Consider the following 20,019-nt stretch of genomic DNA (forward strand, 5'->3'; position numbering starts at 1 on the left):
CGCTGTTGCTAACCAGACCGGACGAGCCAGCGAGGACCCTCCATGACCGACAGCCCGGCCCCGACCGAAGCCGACATCCACCTGATCCAGGCGATCCTGCCGCACCGCTATCCGTTCCTCCTCGTCGACCGGGTGGTGCAGATCGACGGCATCAAGACGGCGCGCGGGATCAAGAACGTCTCGATGAACGAGCCCCACTTCCAGGGCCACTTCCCGGGCAACCCGGTGATGCCCGGCGTCACCATCGTCGAGGCGATGGCGCAGACCGCGGCCGTCATGGTGGGCACGTCGCTCGGCCTGACCGAGGGCAACCTGCGGGTCTATTTCATGGGCATCGACGGCTGCAAGTTCCGCCGCAAGGTGGTCCCCGGCGACCAGCTGCTGCTCGATCTCGAGACCACGCGCGGCCGCCCCGGCGGCAAGGTCTGGAAGTTCGCCGGCCGCGCCACCGTCGACGGCGAACTCGCCGCCGAGGCGGAGTTCACCGCGATGATGGAACTGCCCGGCACATGAGTTACGTCCACCCCAGCGCGGTGGTCGAGACGGGCGCGGAGATCGCGCCCGGCGCGCGCGTGGGGCCGTTCTGCCACGTCGGCCCCGACGTGCGGCTCGCGGACGGGGTGGTGCTGCACAGCCATGTCGTCGTCACCGGCGACACCGAGATCGGCGAGGGCAGCGAGGTGTTCCCGTTCGCCGTCCTCGGCGCGATCCCGCAGGATCTCAAGTATTCCGGCGAGGCCGCGCGGCTCGTGATCGGCGCGAGGAACCGAATTCGCGAGCACGTGACGATGAACATCGGCACCGGCCACGGCGGCGGGCTCACGCGGGTGGGAGACGACGGGCTGTTCATGGCCGGCTGCCACATCGCCCACGATTGCCGCATCGGCGACCGGGTGATCATCGTCAACCAGTCCGCCATCGCCGGTCATTGCGTGCTTGAGGACGACGTCATCGTCGGCGGCCTCTGCGGCGTGCACCAGTTCGTGCGCATCGGCCGCGGCGCGATCATCGGCGCGGTGACCATGGTGACGAAGGACGTGGTCCCCCACGGCCTCGTGCAGGGGCCGCGCGGGGTGCTCGACGGGCTCAACCTCGTGGGCCTCAAGCGCAAGGGCGTCGGCCGCGCCGACATCACCGCGCTGCGCGCCGCGTTCCAGATGCTGAAGGACGGCGAGGGCACCTTCGCCGACCGTGCCCGCCGGCTGAAGGCCGAGAGCGTCTCGGAGCCGGTGCAGGAGATGGTCGACTTCATCCTCGGCGACACCGACCGCTCGTTCCTGACGCCGGGAGGGTAGGGGATGCTGGCGCTGATCGCCGGAACGGGTCTGCTGCCCGGTCTGCTCTGCGCCCGGCTCGCCGAGAACGGCGAGGTGCCGCTGGTCTGCGAGATGGCCGGCTTCGCGCCCGACCTGCCGCCCGATCTGCCGCGCCTGCCGTTCCGCCTCGAGACGCTCGGCAGCCTGATCGGCGCGCTGCGCAGCCGGGGCGTCGAGCGGGTCTGTCTCGCCGGCGCGGTGCGCCGCCCGGTGATCGACCCCGCGGCCATCGATGCCGCCACCGTCCCGCTCGTGCCGCGCCTGAAGGCGGCGCTCGGCAAGGGCGACGACGGCGCGCTGCGCGAGATCGTCGGGCTGTTCGAGGAGGCCGGAATGGAGGTGGTCGGCGCGCACGACATCGTCCCCGAGCTGCTGCCGCCCGCCGGCCACTATGCCGGCCCCGCGCCCGGCGAGGCGCTGAAGGCCGACGCCGCGCTCGCCGAGGCCGTCGTCGCCGAACTCGGGGCCGCCGATCTCGGCCAGGCCTGCGCGGTGCGCGGCGGCCGGGTGCTGGCGCAGGAGGGGCCGGAGGGCACGGCGGCGATGCTCGCGCTGCTGACGCCCGACGGCCCGCGCACCGGCCTGCTCTACAAGGCCGCCAAGCCCGGCCAGGATCGCCGCGTCGACCTCCCCGCGATCGGGCCGCAGACCCCGATGAGCGTCGCCGAGGCGGGGCTCGGCGGCATCGTCGTGGAGGCCGGCGGCGTCGTGGTGCTCGACCTCGCGCGGGTCATCGACCGGTGCCGGGATCTCGGCCTGACGCTCTGGATCCGCGACAGGTCCGCGCCGTGAAGGTCTTCCTCGTCGCGGGCGAGGCCTCGGGCGACCGGCTCGGCGCGACGCTGATGGCGGGGCTGAAGCGGCTCATGCCCGGCGTGCGGTTCGAGGGGATCGGCGGGCCGGAGATGATCTCGGAGGGGCTGACCTCGCGCTTCGCGATGGACGAGCTCAGCGTCATGGGCCTCGTCGAGATCCTGCCCCGCTACACCCACCTCAAGCGCCGCATCGCCGAGACCGCCGCCGCCGTCGTCGCCTCGGAGCCGGACGTGCTCGTCACCATCGACAGCCCCGATTTCGGCCTGCGCGTGGCGCGGCAGGTGAAGGCTGCGAGCGACGTGCGTTGCGTGCATTACGTCGCGCCGACGGTCTGGGCGTGGCGGCCCAAGCGGGCGCGGAAGATGGCGCGCTACATCGACCAGGTGCTGGCGCTGTTTCCCTTCGAGCCGCCCTACATGGAGGCCGTGGGCCTGCGCTGCGACTTCGTCGGCCACCCCGTTGCGTCCGAGACGCTGGCCACGCCGGTCGACGGGCTGCGCTTTCGACAGCGCCACGAGATCACCGGCCCGCTGGTCCTCGCGCTGCCCGGCTCGCGGCGCGGCGAGGTGGCGCGGCTGGCCGACCGCTTCGGCGAGACGCTGCGGCTGGTGCTGTCGCAGCGCCCCGGTGCGCGGGTGGTGGTGCCCTGCGCCGCGCCGGTGGCCGATCTCGTGGCCGAGAAGGCGAGGCGCTGGCCCGGCGCGCCGATCCTCATCGATCCGCGCACCGACCCCGACGCCTGGGCCGACAAGCGCGCCGCCTTCCGCGCCGCCGACGTCGCGCTCGCCGCGTCGGGCACGGTGTCGCTCGAGCTGGCGGCGGCGGAGACGCCGATGGTGATCGCCTACGACATGAACCGGCTGACGCTGGCGCTGATGCGGCGGATGATGCTCGTCGACACGGTGACGCTGGTCAACCTCGTCAGCGACACCCGCACCGTGCCCGAGTTCATCGGCGCCGACTTCCGCCCCGGCCCCGTCGCCGAGGCGCTGCTGCGCCAGCTCGCCGACCCGGCCGCGCAGCGCGCGGCGATGGCGGTGACGATGGAGCGGCTCGGCCAGTACGGCGAGGACCCGGGCATGCGCGCCGCGCGGGCGGTGCTCGACGGGCTGGGGCGGCGCCCGACGCGCTAGTCGGCGTCGATCACGTGGCGCGGGCCAGGGCCGCGCGCGGCGGCGCGGTCGTCGGGGTTGTAGAGGGCGCAGCGCTCGAGGCTGAGGCAGCCGCAGCCGATGCAGCCGTCTAGCTTGTCGCGCAGCCGCTCCAGCTCGGCGATGCGCGCCTCGATCTGCCCCCGGAAGCCCCTGGAGATCTCCGCCCAATCCTGCGCCGTCAGCGCCTTGTGCGCCGGGAAGCGCGCGAGGTGGCCGGCGATCTCGGCGAGCGGGAAGCCGAGCCGCTGGGCGATCATCGCGAACGACAGCCGCCGGATGTCGGCCCGCCCGTAGCGGCGGTGGCCGCCGGCGTTGCGCACCGGCTGCACGATGCCGTGGGTCTCGTAGAAGCGGATCGCCGAGACCGCCAGCCCGGTGCGGGCGGCCAGGTCGCCGATGGTGAGGCCATTGTCCCGCATGGGAAATTTCTCCTTGATCTGAAGTTAACTTGAGAAGTTACACAAGGTGTGCATCGCCGGCAACGGCCTCGGAAACCAGGAGAAACCAAATGTCCCGCCTCGAGCACACCAACGTCACCGTCCCCGATCCGGACGCCTCCGCCGCCATGCTGGCCGATCTCTTCGGCTGGCACGTTCGCTGGAGCGGCGACGCGATCTCGGGCGGCTACTCCGTCCATGTCGGCAGCGACGACAGCTACGTCGCCCTCTACCGTGGCCCCGAGTCGCCGCGATCGGGCGGCAGCAGCTACGCCACCCTCGGCGGCCTGAACCACATCGGCATCGTCGTCGACGACCTCGACGCCACCGAGGCGCGGGTGCGGGCGCGGGGCTACGAGCCGCACAGCCACGCCGACTACGAGCCCGGCCGACGCTTCTACTTCCGCGAGGAGAACGGGATCGAGATCGAGGTGGTCGCCTACGACGAGTGAGGCTCCACCTGCCAGCGCCGCTCGTTGGCCTCGATCGCGGCGACGCGCTCGTCGGTCTTCGGGTGGCTCAGCAGCCAGGCCGGCGCCGCGCCCGCGCGCGCGCCGGTCAGCGCCTCGAGCTTGCGAAACAGCGACTTCTGCGGCCCCGTGCCGATGCCCGACTTGACCAGCAGAGCCGAGGCGTAGGCATCGGCCTCGTACTCGTCGGCCCGCGACAGGCGCGCCGAGAGCAGCGAGGTGAGGGCGTTGGCGATGACGAAGCCGATGCCCGGGATGATCCGCGCGATCACCATGCCGAGCGCGGCGCGCAGGGCGTTCTGGCCGGAGAAATCGATCATCCGCCGCCGCGAATGGCCGAGCGCGACGTGGCCGAGCTCGTGGGCGATGACGCTGGCCAGCTCGTTGGCGCTGACCTCGCCGTTCTGGTACTTGCGATAGAAGCCGCGCGTCAGGAAGATCCGCCCGTCGGGCGCGGCGAGGCCGTTGACTGGATCTATCTCGTAGATGTGGACCCGGATCCGCTCGATATCGAGCGCCTTCGCCATCCGCGCGAGGATGGTGCGCAGGCGCGGATCGGCGAGTTCGGTCGAGCGGCTGTCGAGCTCCCGCGCCGTCCGCCAGGCGGAGAAGCGGTAGACCAGCAGGCCATAGAGAACCGCAAGAAGAATCGGGGTCAGCTTTATCATGCACTACATATGGTGGCTGGGCGGCGCTGTGGGAAGTCGGCAACGTGGCGCCGTGTTCACCCTATTTTTAGGAACCGCTGCTAAAACCACGGCGTTTTATCCGCTGAAGCCGCCGTCCCCGGGGGAGGGCCGGCCCGAAAACGAGGCAGTAGCAATGGACTATCGTGACGTCGACAAGGCGGCCCTGAAGGAGGGTCTGCAAAAGGCATATCACCCTCCGCAGGACCAGCCGGAGGTCCTTACGGCTCTGTTGAGCCGCATAGCGCAACTCGACGACGGTCGGGATGCGAAGCCAGGCGAGTCGCGCTACAGCTAGGCGCGCCTCGAGCAGGATCAAGTTCCGGGCAAAGCCTGAAACTTTGGATCGCACGGCCAGAAAGGCCGACCCGGCGCCCGGCGCCACCTCCCGAAAGCCAAGATCATCCACGCGCGGTCAGGCGCGCCTGCAGTCAGGCGCGAATGAGGAATACCGTGATGAAGAGGCCGATGAGCGCGCCGATCAGGGCCCAGACCGCGGCCCACTGGAGGATGTCGGCGCGGCTGCCCCTGAGCGCGCGTGCCCGCCAGGCACCGCCGGCGGCGCCGAGCAACAGACCGATCAGGGATAGGATCATCGCGGGCCTCAGTAACTGCCGTCCGGCCGCAGCGCCGCGATCTCGCGTTGCCGCGCGCGCACGCTGCTCTCGGAGCCGAAGCCGTACCGCGCCCACGCCAGGCTGTCCAGCCGCACGGCCTCGGCCTCGGCGGTGCGGTCCAGCAGGGTCAGCGCCTCCGTCTTGAACATCAGCAGCGTCGCGAGCAGGGCCGCGTTCTCGTACTCCTGCGCCACCGCCAGCGCCGGCTCGACGAGGCCCAGCACCGCTTCGCCGTCACCGGCCGAGAGGGCGAAGGCCGACAGCTGCACCGCCACGTGGGCGCGGTGGATGCGCATCAGCCGGTCCTGGGCATAGGCCCGGTCGGCCGCGTGGAAGGCCGCGAGCGCGGCGCTCGTGTCATGGCCCACCAGCAGCCGGCCGTAGGCGTAGCTGGCGAACCCCGCGCGCGCGCCGCCCCAGCCGAAGGCCCGTCCCATCCGGATCGCCTCCGCCGCCGCCGCGCGCCGCTGCACCGTCGGCGTCTCGCGCGCCATCGCCTCCTCGATCGCCGCCACCCAGTCGCGGCTCTCGCCGCGCTCGCCACTCGCCCGCCCGCGCGCGCCGCCCGGGTTGAGCCGCGCCAGCACCCCCGGCAGCCGCAGCGCCACCTCGGCGCGGCTCATCCCGTTGCGCAGCTCGGGCGCGTAGTAGGCGGCGAGGATCAGCATGTCGAAGCCGGTCAGCACCGCCTGGATGTTGTCGTCGTTGAAGACGCTGTCGGGCAGCCGGTAGAGGTCGTTCAGCGGGCCGATCGCCTGGGCGAGTTCCTCGTGCAGGCAGTCGCGGATCTCCTGCGGCGCGGCATCGGCGGGCACGAATATGGCCGCGCGGTCGCGCCGGGTCAGGGTGGTCCAGTCCACCTGCGGCGTGCGGCGCGCGGCGAGGAACTCCTGCCACGACGACACCCGCGGCACCACGAAGCAGGCCGCGCGGGGCACCGCGCCCTGGAGCGTCGACGAGGGGATGGCCTGCACCGTGATCGCCGCGTCGGCGCCGCCGGTGCGGCGGATGTCAATGCCGGCCTCCGTCCGGAGCCGCGCCAGCAGCGCCTCGAGATCGCCCGCCAGCGAGGCCGGTGCCGCCCCGGCGACGCGCACGGTGATCGGCTCCTCGAAGCGCGTCATCACCGGCAGTACGCGGCCGCTTTCCATACGGAAGGCGAGGTCGAGGAAGTCGCGCTCGATCTCGGCGTTCGGGCGCGTCGGCTGGCGCGGGGAGGCGGCCGCGAAGGCGCGCATCGGGGGCAGGGTGTCGAGGCTCAGCGCCCGATCCGGCGGCGGGCTGGGCGCGCAGGACGCCACCAGCAGCGCCAGGATCGGGAGCCAGCGTCTCATGTCGGGCGGTCGTACTTCACGAACGGCGACAGCTTCGCGATCCGGTCGTAGAGCTTGCGGGCGGCGTGATTGTCCTCCTGCGTCAGCCAGTAGACCCGCGGCGTGCCGCGTGCGTCGGCCGCCGCGTAGACCGCCTCGATCAGGGCGCGCCCGACGCCACGGCCGCGCGCGTCGTGCGCGGCGTAGAGGTCCTGCAGGTAACAGACGTCCTCGGTGCGCCAGCAATGGCGGTGCCAGATGGTGTGGACGAGGCCGACGGCCCTGCCGTCGATCCGCGCCAGGCGGCCCTCCATGTCGGCCATGTCGGGTCCGGTGAGGCGGGCGAAGGTGGTGGCGTAGACGTCTTCCGGGACGGTCGTTCCGTAGAAGTCGAGGTACGCCGTCCAGAGCTCACGCCAGTCCGCCTCGTCCTGCGGCGTCAGTTCGCGGATCTCGATATCGCTGCCTGTCGTGGTCATTCCTGCTCCTGGCGGAAGGGGACTCGCATGGAGAGAGCCTGCCGGGCCGGGGCGCGAACTTCCAGCCGTTTGTGCCGCGCCTCGCGCCCGATCAAGCCGGCGTTACCGCAAACCCCGCACCGGGCGGCGCGCGGACCCCGCCGCGGGGCCGTGCATACAGGCGATTTCGCTGCCGCGCGTGATGGCGCTAACCCTCGCGTTTTAGAGGAAATGTGGGGGTGACACCCTCGCGGCGAGGGAGTAAACGGGCGCCACAAGAGAGGGGACGCTGAATGACTGGTCACCCGCAAGAGCCAGCAGACGGCGAGGCAAGGGATAACACGATGAAGGCCGAGGTTTTTCTGCCGGACGATTACCGACCCGCCGATAACGAACCATTCATGAACGAGCGTCAGCTCGAGTACTTTCGCCGCAAGCTGCACAACTGGAAGACCGAGATCCTCGACGAGAGCCGCGACACGATCGAGGCGATGAAGGATCAGACCCGCAACATTCCCGACATCGCCGACCGCGCCTCGGAGGAGACGGACCGCGCGCTCGAGCTGCGCACCCGCGACCGCCAGCGCAAGCTCGTCGCCAAGATCGACGCCGCGCTGCGCCGGATCGAGGAGGGCGAGTACGGCTATTGCGAGATGACCGGCGAGCCGATCTCGCTGAAGCGGCTCGACGCGCGCCCGATCGCGACCATGAGCCTCGAGGCGCAGGAGCGTCATGAGCGCCGCGAGAAGGTCCACCGCGACGACTGAGCGGCGCGAGACTACGCCGCCAGCCATTCCGGCCGCGCCCGGCGTGGCGGTGATCGGCGGCGGCATCGGCGGGCTTGCCGCCGCGCTCGCCTTCGCCCGGCACGGCGCGGAAGTCGCCGTCTTCGAGCAGGCCGAGGCGCTGCGCGAGGTCGGCGCCGGCATCCAGATCACCCCGAACGGCGCGCGCGTCCTCGACGCGCTCGGCCTCGGCGACGCCGTGCGCGCGCGCGGGCTGGCGCTCGATGCCCTCTTGCCGATGGACGGGGTCGGCGGCCGTCCGGTCGCGCGGTTCGATCTCACCGGCCTCGGCGGCCCCCGCTACCGCGCCTTCCACCGCGCCGACCTGATCGAGCTGCTCGCCGAGGGCTGCCGCGCCGCCGGGGTGGCGCTGCATCTCGGGCGGCGGGTCGAGGACATCGCTGCAGACGGCAGCTTCACGGCCGGCACCCGCATCAGGCCCGGCCTCACCGTCGGCGCCGACGGTCTGCGCGCGACCAGCCGGGCGGTGCTGAACGGGGCGCAGGCGCCGTTCTTCACCGGGCAGGTGGCTTGGCGGGCGGTGATCGAGGCGGAGCAGCCGGCGGAGGCGCGGATCTGGATGGCGCCGGGGCGGCACGTGGTGAGCTATCCGCTGCCCGGCGGACGGCTCAACATCGTCGCCGTCGAGGAGCGGGCGGCGTGGGTCGAGGAGAGCTGGCATCGCGCCGCCGATCCCGCCGCGCTCGCGCGCGCCTTCTCCGGCATGGCCGCGCCGGTGCGCGCGCTGCTTCGGCGGGTCGAGACGGTGCACGAGTGGGGCCTGTTCCGCCATCCCGTCGCCGGGAGCTGGAGCAACGGCCGCCTCGCGCTGCTCGGCGACGCCGCCCACCCGACGCTGCCGTTCCTCGCGCAGGGCGCCAACCTCGCGCTCGAGGACGCCTGGAGCCTCGCCGCCCACTGGGCGCGGGGCGACCTCGCCGGCTACGGCCCCGTGCGCCGCCCGCGCGTCGCCCGGGCCATCGCCAGCGCCGAGCGCAACGCGGTGAACTACCACCTCCGCGGCCCCCGCCGCGCCGCCGCCCACGTGGCGCTGCGCACCCTGTCGAAGGTCGCGCCCCGGGCGTTCCTCGGGCGGATGGACTGGCTCTACGGCCACGACGTGACGGCGGGCTAGAGGCCGAACTCTTTGAGGATGCGCGCCCGCTCGGCGGGATCGGCGATGCCCGCGCGCTCGAACCAGCCGAGCCGCTCGTCGAGCTTACCGCGCCGGGCGATCATGTTCTCGCCGTGGCCCACGACGTAGAGCGCGGCGGGAAACGGCACCGGGTCGAGCGGCACGCCCCACTCGTCGCAGATGCGCGCCACCCTGGTGTGCGAGCGGTGCTCGGCGAGCAGGCGGGCGTCGCGGCGGTGGGTGCGGAAATCGACGTAGACGGCGGAGGAGGATCCGCAGGCGAGGTGGAAGGGTTTCTCGGGCGGCGTCATCGGCGCGACGGCGCGGGTGCCGGCATGGACGAAGTAGCCCTTGTCGATCAGGTAGCCGCGCCCGTTGTTGTCGGCGCGCATGTGGGCGACGGCCTCGGGGTGGAGGATGTCGTCGGCGTCGAACTGCATGTAGTAGCCGTCGCCCGCAAGCGTGCGGGAGACGTGGCGGATCAGCTGGCGGCGCTTGTCGCCCTTGTCGTAGAACTTGTCGCCGACGCGGGCGGTGACGAAGGTGATGCGCGCGTCATCGGGCAGGGCGGGGCGGTCCTGTCCGCAGATGACGGCGCGCCAGCCCGGGTCGCTCTGGCGGCGGAAGCTGTCGAGCGTGGCCGCGAGGTTGGCCTCCACCTGCGCCCAATCGCCCGCGCGGCGGCGCGAGACGAGGGGGATGGCGAAGATCACCTCGGGCGCCGCCGAGGGTCGCACCTCCCCGCGCCGCCAGCGCCAGATCCGCCCGCGCAGGCGGGTCTGGGCGTCGGTGCGGCCCTGGAGGAGCCGGAGCAGGGTGCTCACGCGGCGAGGTCGACCACGACGGGCACGTGATCGGAGGGCTTGTCGCGCCCGCGCACGGCCGAGTCGATCCAGACGTCGCGCATCAGGTCGGCGGCCTGCGGGGTCATCAGGACGTGGTCGATGCGGATCCCGTCGTTCTTCTGCCAGGCCCCGGCCTGGTAGTCCCAGAAGGAATAGTGCCCGGCCGCCAGTGTCTTGGCGCGGAACGCCTCGGTGAAGCCGAGGTTGAGCAGGCGCCGCCAGGCGCGGCGGGTCTGGGGCAGGAACAGCGCATCCTTCACCCAAGCCTTGGGTCGGGCGGCGTCTTCGGGCTGGGGGATGACGTTGTAGTCGCCCGCCATGATCGCCGGCTCCTCCGCCTCCATCAACTCGGCGGCGCGGGCGTGGAGCCGCTCCATCCAGGCGAGCTTGTAGTCGTATTTCGGCCCCGGCGCCGGGTTGCCGTTGGGCAGGTAGAGTCCGCAGAGCCGGATGGCGGCATGCTCGCCGACCACCGTCGCCTCGATCCAGCGGGCGTGCTCGTCGGTGTCGTCGCCGGGCAGGCCGCGCGAGACGTCCTCGAGCGGCAGCTTGGAGAGGATGGCGACGCCGTTGAAGCCCTTCTGGCCGTGGGTGGCGACGTTGTAGCCCTTCTCCTCGAAAAGCTCGGAGGGGAAGTTCTCGTCGATCGACTTGATCTCCTGCAGGAGCACCACGTCGGGGTCGGCCTCGTCGAGCCACGCCAGCAGGGACTGGTGGCGGGCCTTGATGCCGTTGATGTTGAAGGTCGCGATTTTCATGGAGCGGACCATGGCGCAGGCAAAGGAAAAGGGCCAGTCCGAAGACTGGCCCTGGTTCCGTCCGATCTTGGACCGGCCTTAGTTGTTGGCAGTGGTGTCGCCGGTTTCGTCACCGTCCATGCCCATGTCCATCAGCTCGATCTCGACCCAGGCAGCGGCCATGTCGGGCGTGGTAGGCTCGCCGAGGTACAGCACGGCGGCCACGTCGAAAAGCGGGCGCGCGCCGACGTTGACTTCGACGTCGGTGTTGGCGCCGGCGCCAACTTCGACCGAGCCGAGGATCTCGCCGAACTCGCCGCCGTTGTAGTCGTAGATCACGACGGTGCCGGCGGAATCGGCGACCACTTCACCCAGCTCGATGACGGCGTCGGCCTGCTGGGGCGCGTTGTCGATGTAGGTGAAGTAGCTGTCCGCGGCGGCAACGGTGCCGAAGAGGCCGGCGGCGGCGGTCAGGGCGATGAGGCTCTTGTTGGTCATTGGTAATCTCCGTGTTCGTTTCATTGCCCCACCAACACGACGAGCAACGAAATGGTTGCGCGTCAGCACAGAGAAATTTCTGACGTTGGCGTGAGTGTGCGTATGTGCACGAGAGCGTTGCGCGGCCGCGAAGATGAGCCGGGAACTTCTTCCGGGCGACTACATCGAGAACGACGTGCCGCAGCCGCAGGAGCTGGAGGCGTTGGGGTTCTCGATGACGAAGCGGGCGCCGATGATCTCGTCGGCGAAGTCGATCACCGCGTCCGACAGGAACGGCAGCGAGACCGCGTCGATCACGACCCGTTCGCCCGCGCCCTCGAGGACGAGGTCGTCCTCCGCGGGCTCGTCGAGATCGATCTGGTACTGGAAGCCGGAACAGCCGCCGCCCTCCACCGCCACGCGCAGCGCCTTGCCCTCGGAGGCGGCGCCGATCTCGGCGAGGCGCTCGAAGGCACGGGGGGTGACTTTGGGGGGCAGGGTCATCATCGTGAGAGGCTCCGTGTCGCTGGTGCAGATTTATGGGGCCCGCCGCCTTGCCGCAAGGGGCGGGCCCGTCGGCTCAGTAGAGCTCGCGCACGTTGCTCTGGGGGCGCAGGGTCGGCAGCACGAAGACCGGCGCGTGGTGGCGCACCCGGTCGTGCAGGTCGATCACGTCCTGGTCGAGCATCCGGATGCAGCCCGACGAGACCGCCTTGCCGAGGTTCTCCGGCTCGCAGGCGCCGTGGATGCGGTAGAGCGTGTCGACGCCGTCCTCGAACAGGTAGAGCGCGCGCGCGCCGAGCGGGTTGCCCGGCCCCGGATCCATGCCGCCGGCGGCGACGGAATAGGGGGCGAGGTCGGGGCGGCGCTCGATCATCTCGGCCGGCACCTTCCAGCGCGGCCAGTGGCGCTTGAACTGGACCACCGCGTTGCCGTTCCACGCGCGCCCCGCTGCGCCGGTGCCGACGCCGTAGCGCAGGGCGCGGCCGTCGGGCTCGATCAGGTGCAGGAAGCCGGCGTCGGGGTCGATGACGATGGAGCCGACCTCGTAGCGCCCGTAGGGGTCCGCCACCTCCTGGCGCCACAGCTCCTCGCGCACCACGCCCTCGGGCACGGCGGGGACGGGATAGGGTTCGTCGGTGATCGCGCCGTAGCGGGCGGGCAACGGCGGGATCGGCGGCGGCGCGGGCTCGGCGGGGGCGGCGAAGGCGACGGCGGGGGGCGGCGGCGGTGGCGGAGCCCTGCGCGCGCAGGCGGCGAGGGGGGCCGCGGCGGCGGTCAGGAGGAACAGGCGTCGGGTCTGCATGAGAGAGCCTCGTGGAAGATGTCGGTAAGCGAGTGGTCCCGCCGGTGGCGGGAATGGCGGCGGCTCAGGCCGCCCGCGGCGGGCGTCGCGGGCCACCACCCGCGAGGCCCTCGCCGAAGCGGCCGCGCTCGGGCAGCAGCACCGGCGCACCGGGCCGCGCCGGCGCGGCGGCGGGCGCGGGCAGGACCACCGGCACCGCGCAGGGGCTGCCGGGCAGCGAGGCGCCCCGGCAGAGCCGCGCGGGTGCGGTCTCGACGGTGCTCTCGGCCACGATGACCGGTCCGAACGCCGCGCGTTCGGCCGACGCCGCGGCCGCCCACGCGCCCCAGGGCAGCATCAGCAGGGTCAGCAGGACGACGAGGATCGGGCGGGTCACGCGCATGGGCGCGACCTTCCACCCGCGCCGCGCCGAAGTCGAGCCACCGCGGCTCACGAACCCGAGAGGCCCTCCCGGCAGGATCGGCTCGCCACCGCCCGCCGCCCCTGCTAGGAGGGCCGCGAGCGGATGGCGGGCAGGCCGGACGCCGCGAGACGCGCACCGCCCGGGCAAGGGCGGGCGCGACGGACAAGCAGGGCCGGCGGGCAGGCCGGTCGGGACAGACAAGAGGGCAGGGACATGCGAGCCCCCTACGCCAGCGACCCCGCCGCGAGCCGGGGCCGGCTCCACGTCGAGCCGGACAGCACCTTCCGCTCGGAGTTCCAGCGCGATCGCGACCGGATCATCCACGCTTCGAGCTTCCGGCGCCTGAAGCACAAGACGCAGGTCTTCGTCGAGCACGAGGGCGACTACTTCCGCACCCGGCTGACGCATTCCATCGAGGTGGCGCAGGTGGCGCGGACGATGGCGCAGGTGCTCGGCCTCGACCAGGAGCTGACCGAGGCCGTCGCGCTGGCGCATGACCTCGGCCACACGCCCTTCGGCCATACCGGCGAGGACGCGCTGTCGGCGCTGATGGCGCCCTATGGCGGCTTCGACCACAACGCCCAGACCGTCCGCATCGTCACCTCGCTCGAGCGGCACTACGCCGAGTGGGACGGGCTCAACCTGACCTGGGAGACGCTCGAGGGCATTGCCAAGCACAACGGCCCCGTGACCGACCCGGTGCCCTGGGCGCTCGCCGCCTACGACGCGGTCCACGACCTCGAGCTCGCCAGCCACGCCAGCGCCGAGGCGCAGGTGGCGGCGCTGTCCGACGACATCGCCTACAACAACCACGACCTGCACGACGGGCTGCGCGCCGAGCTGTTCTCCACCGACGAGCTCGCCGAGCTGCCGGTGCTGGCCGACTGCTTCGCCGCCGTCGACAGGAAGTACCCTGGCCTCAACTACTACCGCCGCCGCCACGAGGCGCTGCGCCGGTTCTTCGGCATCTTGGTGGAGGACGTGCTCGCGGTGAGCCGCGCCAACCTCGCCGATCTCGCGCCCGGGAGCGTCTCCGACGTGCGCGGGGCGGGGCGGATGATGGTGCAGTTCTCCGACGCGCTCTGGGCCGACCTCAACGTGATCCGCCGGTTCCTGTTCGAGCGGATGTACCGCGCGCCCTCGGTGGTGGAGATGCGGGCGCAGGTGACGCAGGTGATCGAGGAGCTGTTCCCGGTCTTCATGGACGACCCGACGCTGCTGCCCCGGCAGTGGCGCAAGGACGTCGCCGAGGCCGAGGGAGAGACGGAGCTGGCGCGTATCGTGTGCGACTACATCGCCGGGATGACCGACCGCTTCGCGATCCAGACCCACGCGCGGCTGTGCCGGAACGGCGAGCCGCTGCCCGAGCTCGCGCCGCTCGGGCGCGGCCTGCGCTAAGCGGCGTTGCACCGGGCGCGCCCCGTGCTAAACCCGCCGCCGAACCAGCAACAGCCACTTCCAGACCGGGACCCAGAGAGATGAACCTGTTCGCCGACATCCGGGCCCTCGTGGTCGACCGCCTCGCCGCCCTCGCCGCCGACGGCACGATCCCCGACGGGCTCGACACCGCCAACGTCGCCGTCGAGCCGCCGCGCGACCCGGCCCACGGCGACATGGCCACCAACGCCGCGATGGTGCTCGCCAAGCCCGCCGGGATGAAGCCGCGCGACATCGCCGACGCGCTCGCCGCGCGGCTCGCCGACGATCCGCGCATCGCGCTCGCCGAGGTGGCGGGGCCGGGCTTTCTCAACATCCGCCTCGCCGACGGCGTCTGGCAGGATCTGGTGCGCCAGGTGCTGCGGGACGACAGCTACGGCCGCTCCGACATGGGCGCGGGCGAGAAGGTCAACGTCGAGTTCGTCTCGGTCAACCCGACCGGCCCGATGCATCTCGGCCACGTGCGCAACGCCGCTTTCGGCGACGCGCTGGCGAGCCTGCTCGACTATGCCGGCCACGAGGTCACGCGCGAGTACTACATCAACGACGGCGGCGCGCAGGTCGACGTGCTCGCCCGCTCCGTCTACCTGCGCTACCTCGAGGCGCACGGCCGCGAGGTCCGCTTCGAGGACGGCACCTATCCCGGCGACTACCTCGTCGCCGTGGGCGAGGCGCTGAAGGCCGAGGTCGGCGACGCCTACGTCGACCAGAACGAGGACGTGTGGCTCAAGCACGTGCGCGAGTTCTCCACCGACCGGATGATGCAGGTCATCAAGGACGACCTCGCCGCGCTCGGCGTGGTGATGGACAACTACTTCTCCGAGAAGTCGCTCTACGGCACCGGCAAGATCGAGGGCGCCATCGAGTCGCTGCGCGACAAGGGGCTGATCTACAAGGGCACGCTCGAGCCGCCCAAGGGCAAGGTGCCCGAGGACTGGGAGCCGCGCGAGCAGACGCTGTTCCGCTCGACCGCGCACGGCGACGACGTCGACCGGCCGATCATGAAGTCGGACGGCACCTGGACCTACTTCGCCCCCGACATCGCCTACCACCACGACAAGCTCGAGCGCGGCTTCACGCAGCTGATCGACGTGCTCGGCGCCGATCACGGCGGCTACGTCAAGCGCATGAAGGCCGCTGTCAGCGCCATGTCCGACGGCCAGGTGCCGCTCGACGTGAAGCTGATCCAGTTGGTGAAGCTCTACAAGAACGGCGAGCCGTTCAAGATGTCCAAGCGCGCCGGCACCTTCGTGACGCTGGCCGACGTGGTCGACATGGTCGGCCCCGATGTGACCCGCTTCCACATGCTCACCCGCAAGAACGACGCGCCGCTCGATTTCGACTTCGACAAGGTGACGGAGCAGTCCAAGGACAACCCGGTCTTCTACGTCCAGTACGCCCACGCCCGGGTGCAGTCGGTCCTGCGCAAGGCCGCCGAGGAGGGCATCGACACCGAAACGGCGACGCTCGCCGAGGTCGACCTGTCCGGCCTCACCCACGAATCCGAGCTGGCGCTGGCGAAGAAGCTCGCCGAGTGGCCGCGCCTCGTCGAGATCGCGGCGCGCACCCACGAGCCGCACCGGGTCGCCTTCTACCTCTACGAGCTCGCCTCCGAGCTGCACGCGCTCTGGAACAAGGGCAACGAGGATCATTCCCTGCGCTTCCTGCAGGAGGGTGACGCCGCTGCAACACAGGCGAAAATTGCGCTGCCCCGGGCCGCGGCGATTGTGATTTCGGCCGGCCTTGGTATCCTTGGGGTCACTCCCGTGGACGAGATGCGCTGAAGCGCACGGGGCCCTCAGGGCCGCCTCGCGGGAGCCGAGCAGGAACCAGAATGGACCACCGGCGGACCCAGCCGCCGGGGCAGTGAGGCAGAGATGGCAGACTTATCCTATGGTGCGGACGCGCCGCAGCCGGCGTTCGCCGCCGGCACGCTCGTCAACCTCGCAGGCGCCGCCCTTTCGTTGGCCTTGATCGCCGGTGTCGGCGTCTGGGGCTACAAGCTCGTCGTGCGCGACGTCACCGGCGTTCCGGTGGTGCGCGCGATCGAGGGGCCGATGCGCACCGCGCCCGACAACCCGGGCGGCGAGGTCGCGCTCCATCGCGGGCTCGCGGTCAACGCGGTCGCCGCCGTCGGCGAGGCCGCGCCGCCCGAAGACCGGCTGATGCTCGCGCCCGGCGGCGTCGGGCTCGCGGCCGAGGATCTCGAGGTGCCCGCCGAGGAAGCTCCCGCCGAGGCCATCGCCGGCGTCACCGCGGCCGTGGCCCGCGCCGCCGGAGGCGAGGCGCAGCTGATCGAGGCGAGCGCCCCGGCGGCCGACATGGCCGCCGCGCCGGGCGACGACGAGGCGATGACCGCCGAGCAGATCATGCAGCTCGCCGACCAGATCGCCGCCGGCATCGAGCCGCTGACCGCGACCGACGTGGAGAACGCCAGCGTCGAGATGAGCCTCGACGGCGCCCCAGTCGCTGGCCCCGACGCCATCGACGCCACCGTCCCCGGCGTGTCCGTCTCGCCGCGCCCGCCGCAGCGCCCGATGCGCATCGCCGGGATCCAGCCGACCGCCGCCGGTCTCGCGCCGACGAACGCCTCGCTCGCCGCCGCCGACGTGCCGGCCGCCTCCGGCGCGCTGCGCATCGCGGTGCCCGAGGCGATTCCCGCCGGGACCAAGCTCGTGCAGCTCGGGGCCTTCGACACCGAGCAGCTCGCCGCCGAGGAGTGGCTGCGCATGTCCAGCCGCTTCAGCGACTTCATGGACGGCAAGAGCCGGGTGATCCAGCGCGCCGAGAGCGGCGGGCGGACCTTCTACCGGCTGCGCGCGATGGGCTTCGACGACCTCTCCGACGCCCGCCGCTTCTGCGCGGCCCTCGTCTCCGAGGATGCGCTCTGCATCCCCGTGGTCATGCGCTGACGGATGGGCCACCGCGCGGTCATCTTCGGCTGTGAAGGCACCGTGCTCACCGATGCGGAGGCGCGGTTCTTCCGCCGCGCCGATCCGTGGGGCTTCATCCTCTTCGGCCGCAACATCGACAACCCGGAGCAGGTCCGCGCCCTGACCGCCGCCCTGCGCGACAGCGTCGGGCGCGACGCACCGGTGCTGATCGACCAGGAGGGCGGGCGCGTGCAGCGGATGTGGCCGCCGCACTGGCGCGAGTACCTGCCCGCGCTCGACCAGATGGCGCGGGCCCGCGACCCGATGCGCGCGCACTACGTCCGCAACCGGCTGATCGCCGAGGAGCTGCACGCGGTCGGCATCGACGTCAATTGCGCGCCGCTCGCCGATCTCGTGGAGGACGACACCCACCCGGTGCTGCTCAACCGCCTGTCGGGCCGCGACGTCGACACCGTCGTCGAGGCCGCCCGGGTCTGCGCCGACGCGCTGCTCGACGGCGGTGTGCTGCCGGTGCTCAAGCACATCCCCGGCTACGGCCGCGCCAGCGTCGACAGCCACCTCGACCTGCCGCGCGTGTCCGTGCCCGCCGAGGAGCTCGTGGCGCGCGACTTCGCCCCGTTCCGCGCGCTGCGCGACATGGCGATGGGGATGAGCGCGCACATCGTCTTCGAGGACATCGACTCCGACAACCCGGCCACCACCTCGGAGCGGATGATCCGGTTGGTGCGCGAGGAGATCGGCTTCTCGGGCCTGCTGATGACCGACGACATCGGGATGCAGGCGCTGTCGGGCGGCATGGCGGCGCGCTCCGCCGCGTGCCTCGAGGCGGGTTGCGATCTCGTGCTGCACTGCAACGGCGAGATGGCGGAGATGGAGCAGGTCGCCTCGGCCTGCCCGCCGATGGACGGCGCCGCCAACGCCCGCGCCGACGCCGCGTTGGCCCAGCGCAAGGCGCCCCGGCCGATTGACAGCGCGGCGCTCGTCGCCGAACTTGACGCCCTCCTGAGCTAGAAGGCGCGCCCGCCCGTGAGTGATGTCTCCGCTGCCGATGCCGTCAGCGCCCGGCTCGCCGCCGAGGCGCTGATCGTCGACGTCGACGGATACGAGGGCCCGCTCGACCTGCTGCTCAACCTCAGCCGCACCCAGAAGGTCGACCTGCGCGAGATCTCGATCCTCGCGCTCGCCGAGCAGTACCTGTCGTTCGTCGAACGTGCCAAGGAGCTCCGGATCGAGCTCGCCGCCGACTACCTGGTGATGGCGGCGTGGCTGGCCTTCCTGAAGTCGCGGCTGCTGTTGCCGCCCGACCCGACCGAGGAGGGGCCCTCGGGCGAGGACCTCGCCGCGCACCTGGCGTTCCAGCTCGAGCGGCTCGAGGCGATGCGCGACAGCGCCGCCAAGCTGATGGCCCGCGACCAGCTCGGGCGCGACCGCTTCGCGCGGGGCATCACCGAGGACGTCGCCCGGGTGCGCCGCGTCACCTACACCGCGACCCTGGTCGACCTGATGCAGGCCTATGCCCGGATCCGCACCAAGGACGAGTTCCGCCCCTACGCCTTCGACCGGGAGAACCTGCTGACGATGGAGCAGGCGCTCGACCGGATGCGCCCGCTGATCGGCTTCATGGGCGACTGGGGCGAGCTGACCACCTACCTCCCCGACGACTGGCACAGCGAACCGGCCCGGCGCCGCAGCGCCACCGCCTCGACCTTCGCCGCCTCGCTGCAGCTGGTGAAGGAGGGGCATGTCGAGCTCCGGCAGGGCGAGACCTTCGCGCCGATCGAGATCCGCAGGAAGAGCACGTGACCGACCCCGAGACCGACCCCGACGCGCACGCCGAGAGCGACCCGCGCGAGCAGAGCCTGTTCGAGGCGCCGCCGATGGCGGAGCAGGAGCGGATGGTCGAGGCCATCCTGTTCGCCACCGCCGATCCCGTCTCGCTGCGCGACCTCACCGGGCGGATGCCGCACGGGTGCGAGCCCGCCACCGCGCTCGCCGCCCTGCGCCGGCGCTACGAGGGGCGCGGCGTCAACGTCGTGCGCATCGGCGAGTCCTGGGCGATCCGCACCGCGCCCGACCTCGGCTTTCTGATGCGCCACGAGGTGGTGGAGACGCGCAAGCTCAGCCGCGCGGCGATCGAGACGCTCGCCATCGTCGCCTACCACCAGCCCGTCACCCGCGCCGAGATCGAGGAGATCCGCGGCGTCGGCGTCAGCCGGGGCACCATCGACCAGCTGCTCGAGCTCGACTGGATCCGCTTCGGTCGCCGCCGCATGAGCCCAGGGCGGCCGGTGACCTTCGTGGTGACGGAGGCGTTCCTCGACCATTTCGGTCTCGAGAACCCGCGCGACCTGCCGGGGCTCAAGGAGCTGCGCGCGGCGGGCCTGCTCGACAACCGCCCGATGCCCGGCGAGGCGACGGACGACGACGAGGGCGACGGCGGACAGGGAGACATGTTCGAGGGCTGACGCTGACCCCTTTGTTTCCGCGCCCCGTCATCCTAGATCTGTTGGCAGGGGCACTTATCGAGGTCAGCAAGCCGTGAACCGTATCGTTTCCATGATCCTCCGCATGCTCGTCCGCAAGGGCGTCAACCACGGCATCCGCCGCGCCTCGCGGGGTGGCAAGCCGACGACGCCGGGCCAGCGCCAGGGCGCGCAGGCGAACCGGACCAACGCCAAGCGCGTCAACCAGGCGATGCGCGTCGCCCGCCGCTTCGGCAGGTTCTGAGGCGGA

Annotated in this window: 25 protein-coding genes; 14 read left to right on the plus strand and 11 right to left on the minus strand. The window is 71.7% G+C overall.

What is annotated here, in order from left to right; genetic code table 11:
- The first annotated feature begins 42 nt into the window (after window positions 1-42).
- The 4 genes from fabZ to lpxB are packed head-to-tail and all read left to right on the plus strand — an operon-like array spanning window position 43 to window position 3,265.
- On the plus strand, window positions 43-513 hold the full coding sequence (fabZ, locus tag OG2516_RS02020) for a 3-hydroxyacyl-ACP dehydratase FabZ (protein WP_007253931.1): 471 nt from the start codon (window positions 43-45) through the stop codon (window positions 511-513).
- Window positions 510-1,295 (plus strand): acyl-ACP--UDP-N-acetylglucosamine O-acyltransferase, encoded by a 786-nt coding sequence (gene lpxA / locus OG2516_RS02025; protein ID WP_007253932.1) that lies wholly within the window; start codon window positions 510-512, stop codon window positions 1,293-1,295. Before fabZ ends, lpxA begins: the two co-directional genes overlap by 4 nt.
- A gap of 3 nt (window positions 1,296-1,298) precedes the next feature.
- Window positions 1,299-2,108 (plus strand): LpxI family protein, encoded by an 810-nt coding sequence (locus OG2516_RS02030; protein WP_007253933.1) that lies wholly within the window; start codon window positions 1,299-1,301, stop codon window positions 2,106-2,108.
- Entirely contained in the window at window positions 2,105-3,265 is a 1,161-nt protein-coding gene (lpxB, locus tag OG2516_RS02035; RefSeq protein WP_007253934.1) for a lipid-A-disaccharide synthase, read from the plus strand. Before OG2516_RS02030 ends, lpxB begins: the two co-directional genes overlap by 4 nt.
- Here the strand turns inward: lpxB and soxR are convergent.
- Window positions 3,262-3,705, minus strand: a complete 444-nt coding sequence (soxR, locus tag OG2516_RS02040; protein ID WP_007253935.1) for a redox-sensitive transcriptional activator SoxR — start codon at window positions 3,703-3,705, stop codon at window positions 3,262-3,264. The genes lpxB and soxR overlap by 4 nt on opposite strands.
- Before the next feature lie 89 nt (window positions 3,706-3,794).
- Between soxR and OG2516_RS02045 the strand changes: the two genes are divergently transcribed.
- Window positions 3,795-4,175 (plus strand): VOC family protein, encoded by a 381-nt coding sequence (locus OG2516_RS02045; RefSeq protein ID WP_007253936.1) that lies wholly within the window; start codon window positions 3,795-3,797, stop codon window positions 4,173-4,175.
- Here OG2516_RS02045 and OG2516_RS02050 read toward each other — a convergent pair.
- The 4 genes from OG2516_RS02050 to OG2516_RS02060 all read right to left on the minus strand — a co-directional run bounded on the left by OG2516_RS02050 (window position 4,163) and on the right by OG2516_RS02060 (window position 7,288).
- The gene (locus tag OG2516_RS02050) at window positions 4,163-4,861 is read right to left on the minus strand and encodes a M48 family metallopeptidase (protein WP_007253937.1); all 699 of its coding nucleotides are present in this window, start codon (window positions 4,859-4,861) and stop codon (window positions 4,163-4,165) included. The two genes, OG2516_RS02045 and OG2516_RS02050, sit on opposite strands and share 13 nt — an antisense overlap.
- 449 nt (window positions 4,862-5,310) lie before the next feature.
- Complete coding sequence (locus OG2516_RS20150) at window positions 5,311-5,475, minus strand: hypothetical protein (RefSeq protein WP_007253939.1); 165 nt, start codon at window positions 5,473-5,475, stop codon at window positions 5,311-5,313.
- 8 nt (window positions 5,476-5,483) lie between these two features.
- Window positions 5,484-6,830: a DUF2927 domain-containing protein gene (locus OG2516_RS02055; protein ID WP_007253940.1), complete on the minus strand. Its 1,347-nt coding sequence runs from the start codon at window positions 6,828-6,830 to the stop codon at window positions 5,484-5,486.
- Complete coding sequence (locus OG2516_RS02060) at window positions 6,827-7,288, minus strand: GNAT family N-acetyltransferase (protein ID WP_007253941.1); 462 nt, start codon at window positions 7,286-7,288, stop codon at window positions 6,827-6,829. Before OG2516_RS02060 ends, OG2516_RS02055 begins: the two co-directional genes overlap by 4 nt.
- Window positions 7,289-7,611: 323 nt before the next feature.
- Here OG2516_RS02060 and dksA point away from each other — a divergent pair, with 323 nt between their 5' ends.
- Window positions 7,612-8,034 (plus strand): RNA polymerase-binding protein DksA, encoded by a 423-nt coding sequence (dksA, locus tag OG2516_RS02065; protein WP_007253942.1) that lies wholly within the window; start codon window positions 7,612-7,614, stop codon window positions 8,032-8,034.
- Window positions 8,035-8,077: 43 nt separating this feature from the next.
- Window positions 8,078-9,187: an FAD-dependent monooxygenase gene (locus tag OG2516_RS02070; RefSeq protein WP_007253943.1), complete on the plus strand. Its 1,110-nt coding sequence runs from the start codon at window positions 8,078-8,080 to the stop codon at window positions 9,185-9,187.
- Here OG2516_RS02070 and OG2516_RS02075 read toward each other — a convergent pair.
- From OG2516_RS02075 to OG2516_RS02100, 6 genes are all read right to left on the minus strand, one after another.
- Complete coding sequence (locus OG2516_RS02075) at window positions 9,184-10,011, minus strand: hypothetical protein (RefSeq protein ID WP_007253944.1); 828 nt, start codon at window positions 10,009-10,011, stop codon at window positions 9,184-9,186. The two genes, OG2516_RS02070 and OG2516_RS02075, sit on opposite strands and share 4 nt — an antisense overlap.
- Complete coding sequence (gene xth / locus OG2516_RS02080) at window positions 10,008-10,790, minus strand: exodeoxyribonuclease III (RefSeq protein WP_040615341.1); 783 nt, start codon at window positions 10,788-10,790, stop codon at window positions 10,008-10,010. The genes OG2516_RS02075 and xth overlap by 4 nt, the downstream gene beginning before the upstream one ends.
- A gap of 78 nt (window positions 10,791-10,868) precedes the next feature.
- On the minus strand, window positions 10,869-11,267 hold the full coding sequence (locus OG2516_RS02085) for a hypothetical protein (RefSeq protein WP_007253946.1): 399 nt from the start codon (window positions 11,265-11,267) through the stop codon (window positions 10,869-10,871).
- 159 nt (window positions 11,268-11,426) lie between these two features.
- Entirely contained in the window at window positions 11,427-11,750 is a 324-nt protein-coding gene (locus OG2516_RS02090) for a HesB/IscA family protein (protein WP_040615344.1), read from the minus strand.
- Window positions 11,751-11,826: 76 nt separating this feature from the next.
- Window positions 11,827-12,552, minus strand: a complete 726-nt coding sequence (locus tag OG2516_RS02095; RefSeq protein ID WP_007253948.1) for a L,D-transpeptidase — start codon at window positions 12,550-12,552, stop codon at window positions 11,827-11,829.
- Window positions 12,553-12,616: 64 nt separating this feature from the next.
- Entirely contained in the window at window positions 12,617-12,934 is a 318-nt protein-coding gene (locus OG2516_RS02100) for a hypothetical protein (protein WP_007253949.1), read from the minus strand.
- A gap of 234 nt (window positions 12,935-13,168) precedes the next feature.
- Here OG2516_RS02100 and OG2516_RS02105 point away from each other — a divergent pair, with 234 nt between their 5' ends.
- From OG2516_RS02105 to OG2516_RS19840, 7 genes are all read left to right on the plus strand, one after another.
- Entirely contained in the window at window positions 13,169-14,353 is a 1,185-nt protein-coding gene (locus OG2516_RS02105; protein WP_007253950.1) for a deoxyguanosinetriphosphate triphosphohydrolase, read from the plus strand.
- 80 nt (window positions 14,354-14,433) lie between these two features.
- Window positions 14,434-16,176, plus strand: a complete 1,743-nt coding sequence (argS, locus tag OG2516_RS02110) for an arginine--tRNA ligase (protein WP_007253951.1) — start codon at window positions 14,434-14,436, stop codon at window positions 16,174-16,176.
- Window positions 16,177-16,269: 93 nt separating this feature from the next.
- Window positions 16,270-17,304: an SPOR domain-containing protein gene (locus OG2516_RS02115; RefSeq protein ID WP_007253952.1), complete on the plus strand. Its 1,035-nt coding sequence runs from the start codon at window positions 16,270-16,272 to the stop codon at window positions 17,302-17,304.
- A gap of 3 nt (window positions 17,305-17,307) precedes the next feature.
- On the plus strand, window positions 17,308-18,297 hold the full coding sequence (locus OG2516_RS02120; RefSeq protein WP_007253953.1) for a glycoside hydrolase family 3 N-terminal domain-containing protein: 990 nt from the start codon (window positions 17,308-17,310) through the stop codon (window positions 18,295-18,297).
- Window positions 18,298-18,312: 15 nt separating this feature from the next.
- The gene (locus OG2516_RS02125) at window positions 18,313-19,089 is read left to right on the plus strand and encodes a segregation and condensation protein A (RefSeq protein WP_007253954.1); all 777 of its coding nucleotides are present in this window, start codon (window positions 18,313-18,315) and stop codon (window positions 19,087-19,089) included.
- A 74-nt stretch (window positions 19,090-19,163) separates the two neighbouring features.
- Complete coding sequence (gene scpB, locus OG2516_RS02130) at window positions 19,164-19,751, plus strand: SMC-Scp complex subunit ScpB (protein ID WP_050769140.1); 588 nt, start codon at window positions 19,164-19,166, stop codon at window positions 19,749-19,751.
- Window positions 19,752-19,842: 91 nt separating this feature from the next.
- Window positions 19,843-20,013, plus strand: coding sequence for a hypothetical protein (locus tag OG2516_RS19840; RefSeq protein WP_245544267.1), 171 nt, complete (start codon window positions 19,843-19,845; stop codon window positions 20,011-20,013).
- Window positions 20,014-20,019: the final 6 nt, after the last annotated feature.

Origin of the sequence: Oceanicola granulosus HTCC2516 (assembly GCF_000153305.1) — a bacterium.
Classification (GTDB): domain Bacteria; phylum Pseudomonadota; class Alphaproteobacteria; order Rhodobacterales; family Rhodobacteraceae; genus Oceanicola; species Oceanicola granulosus.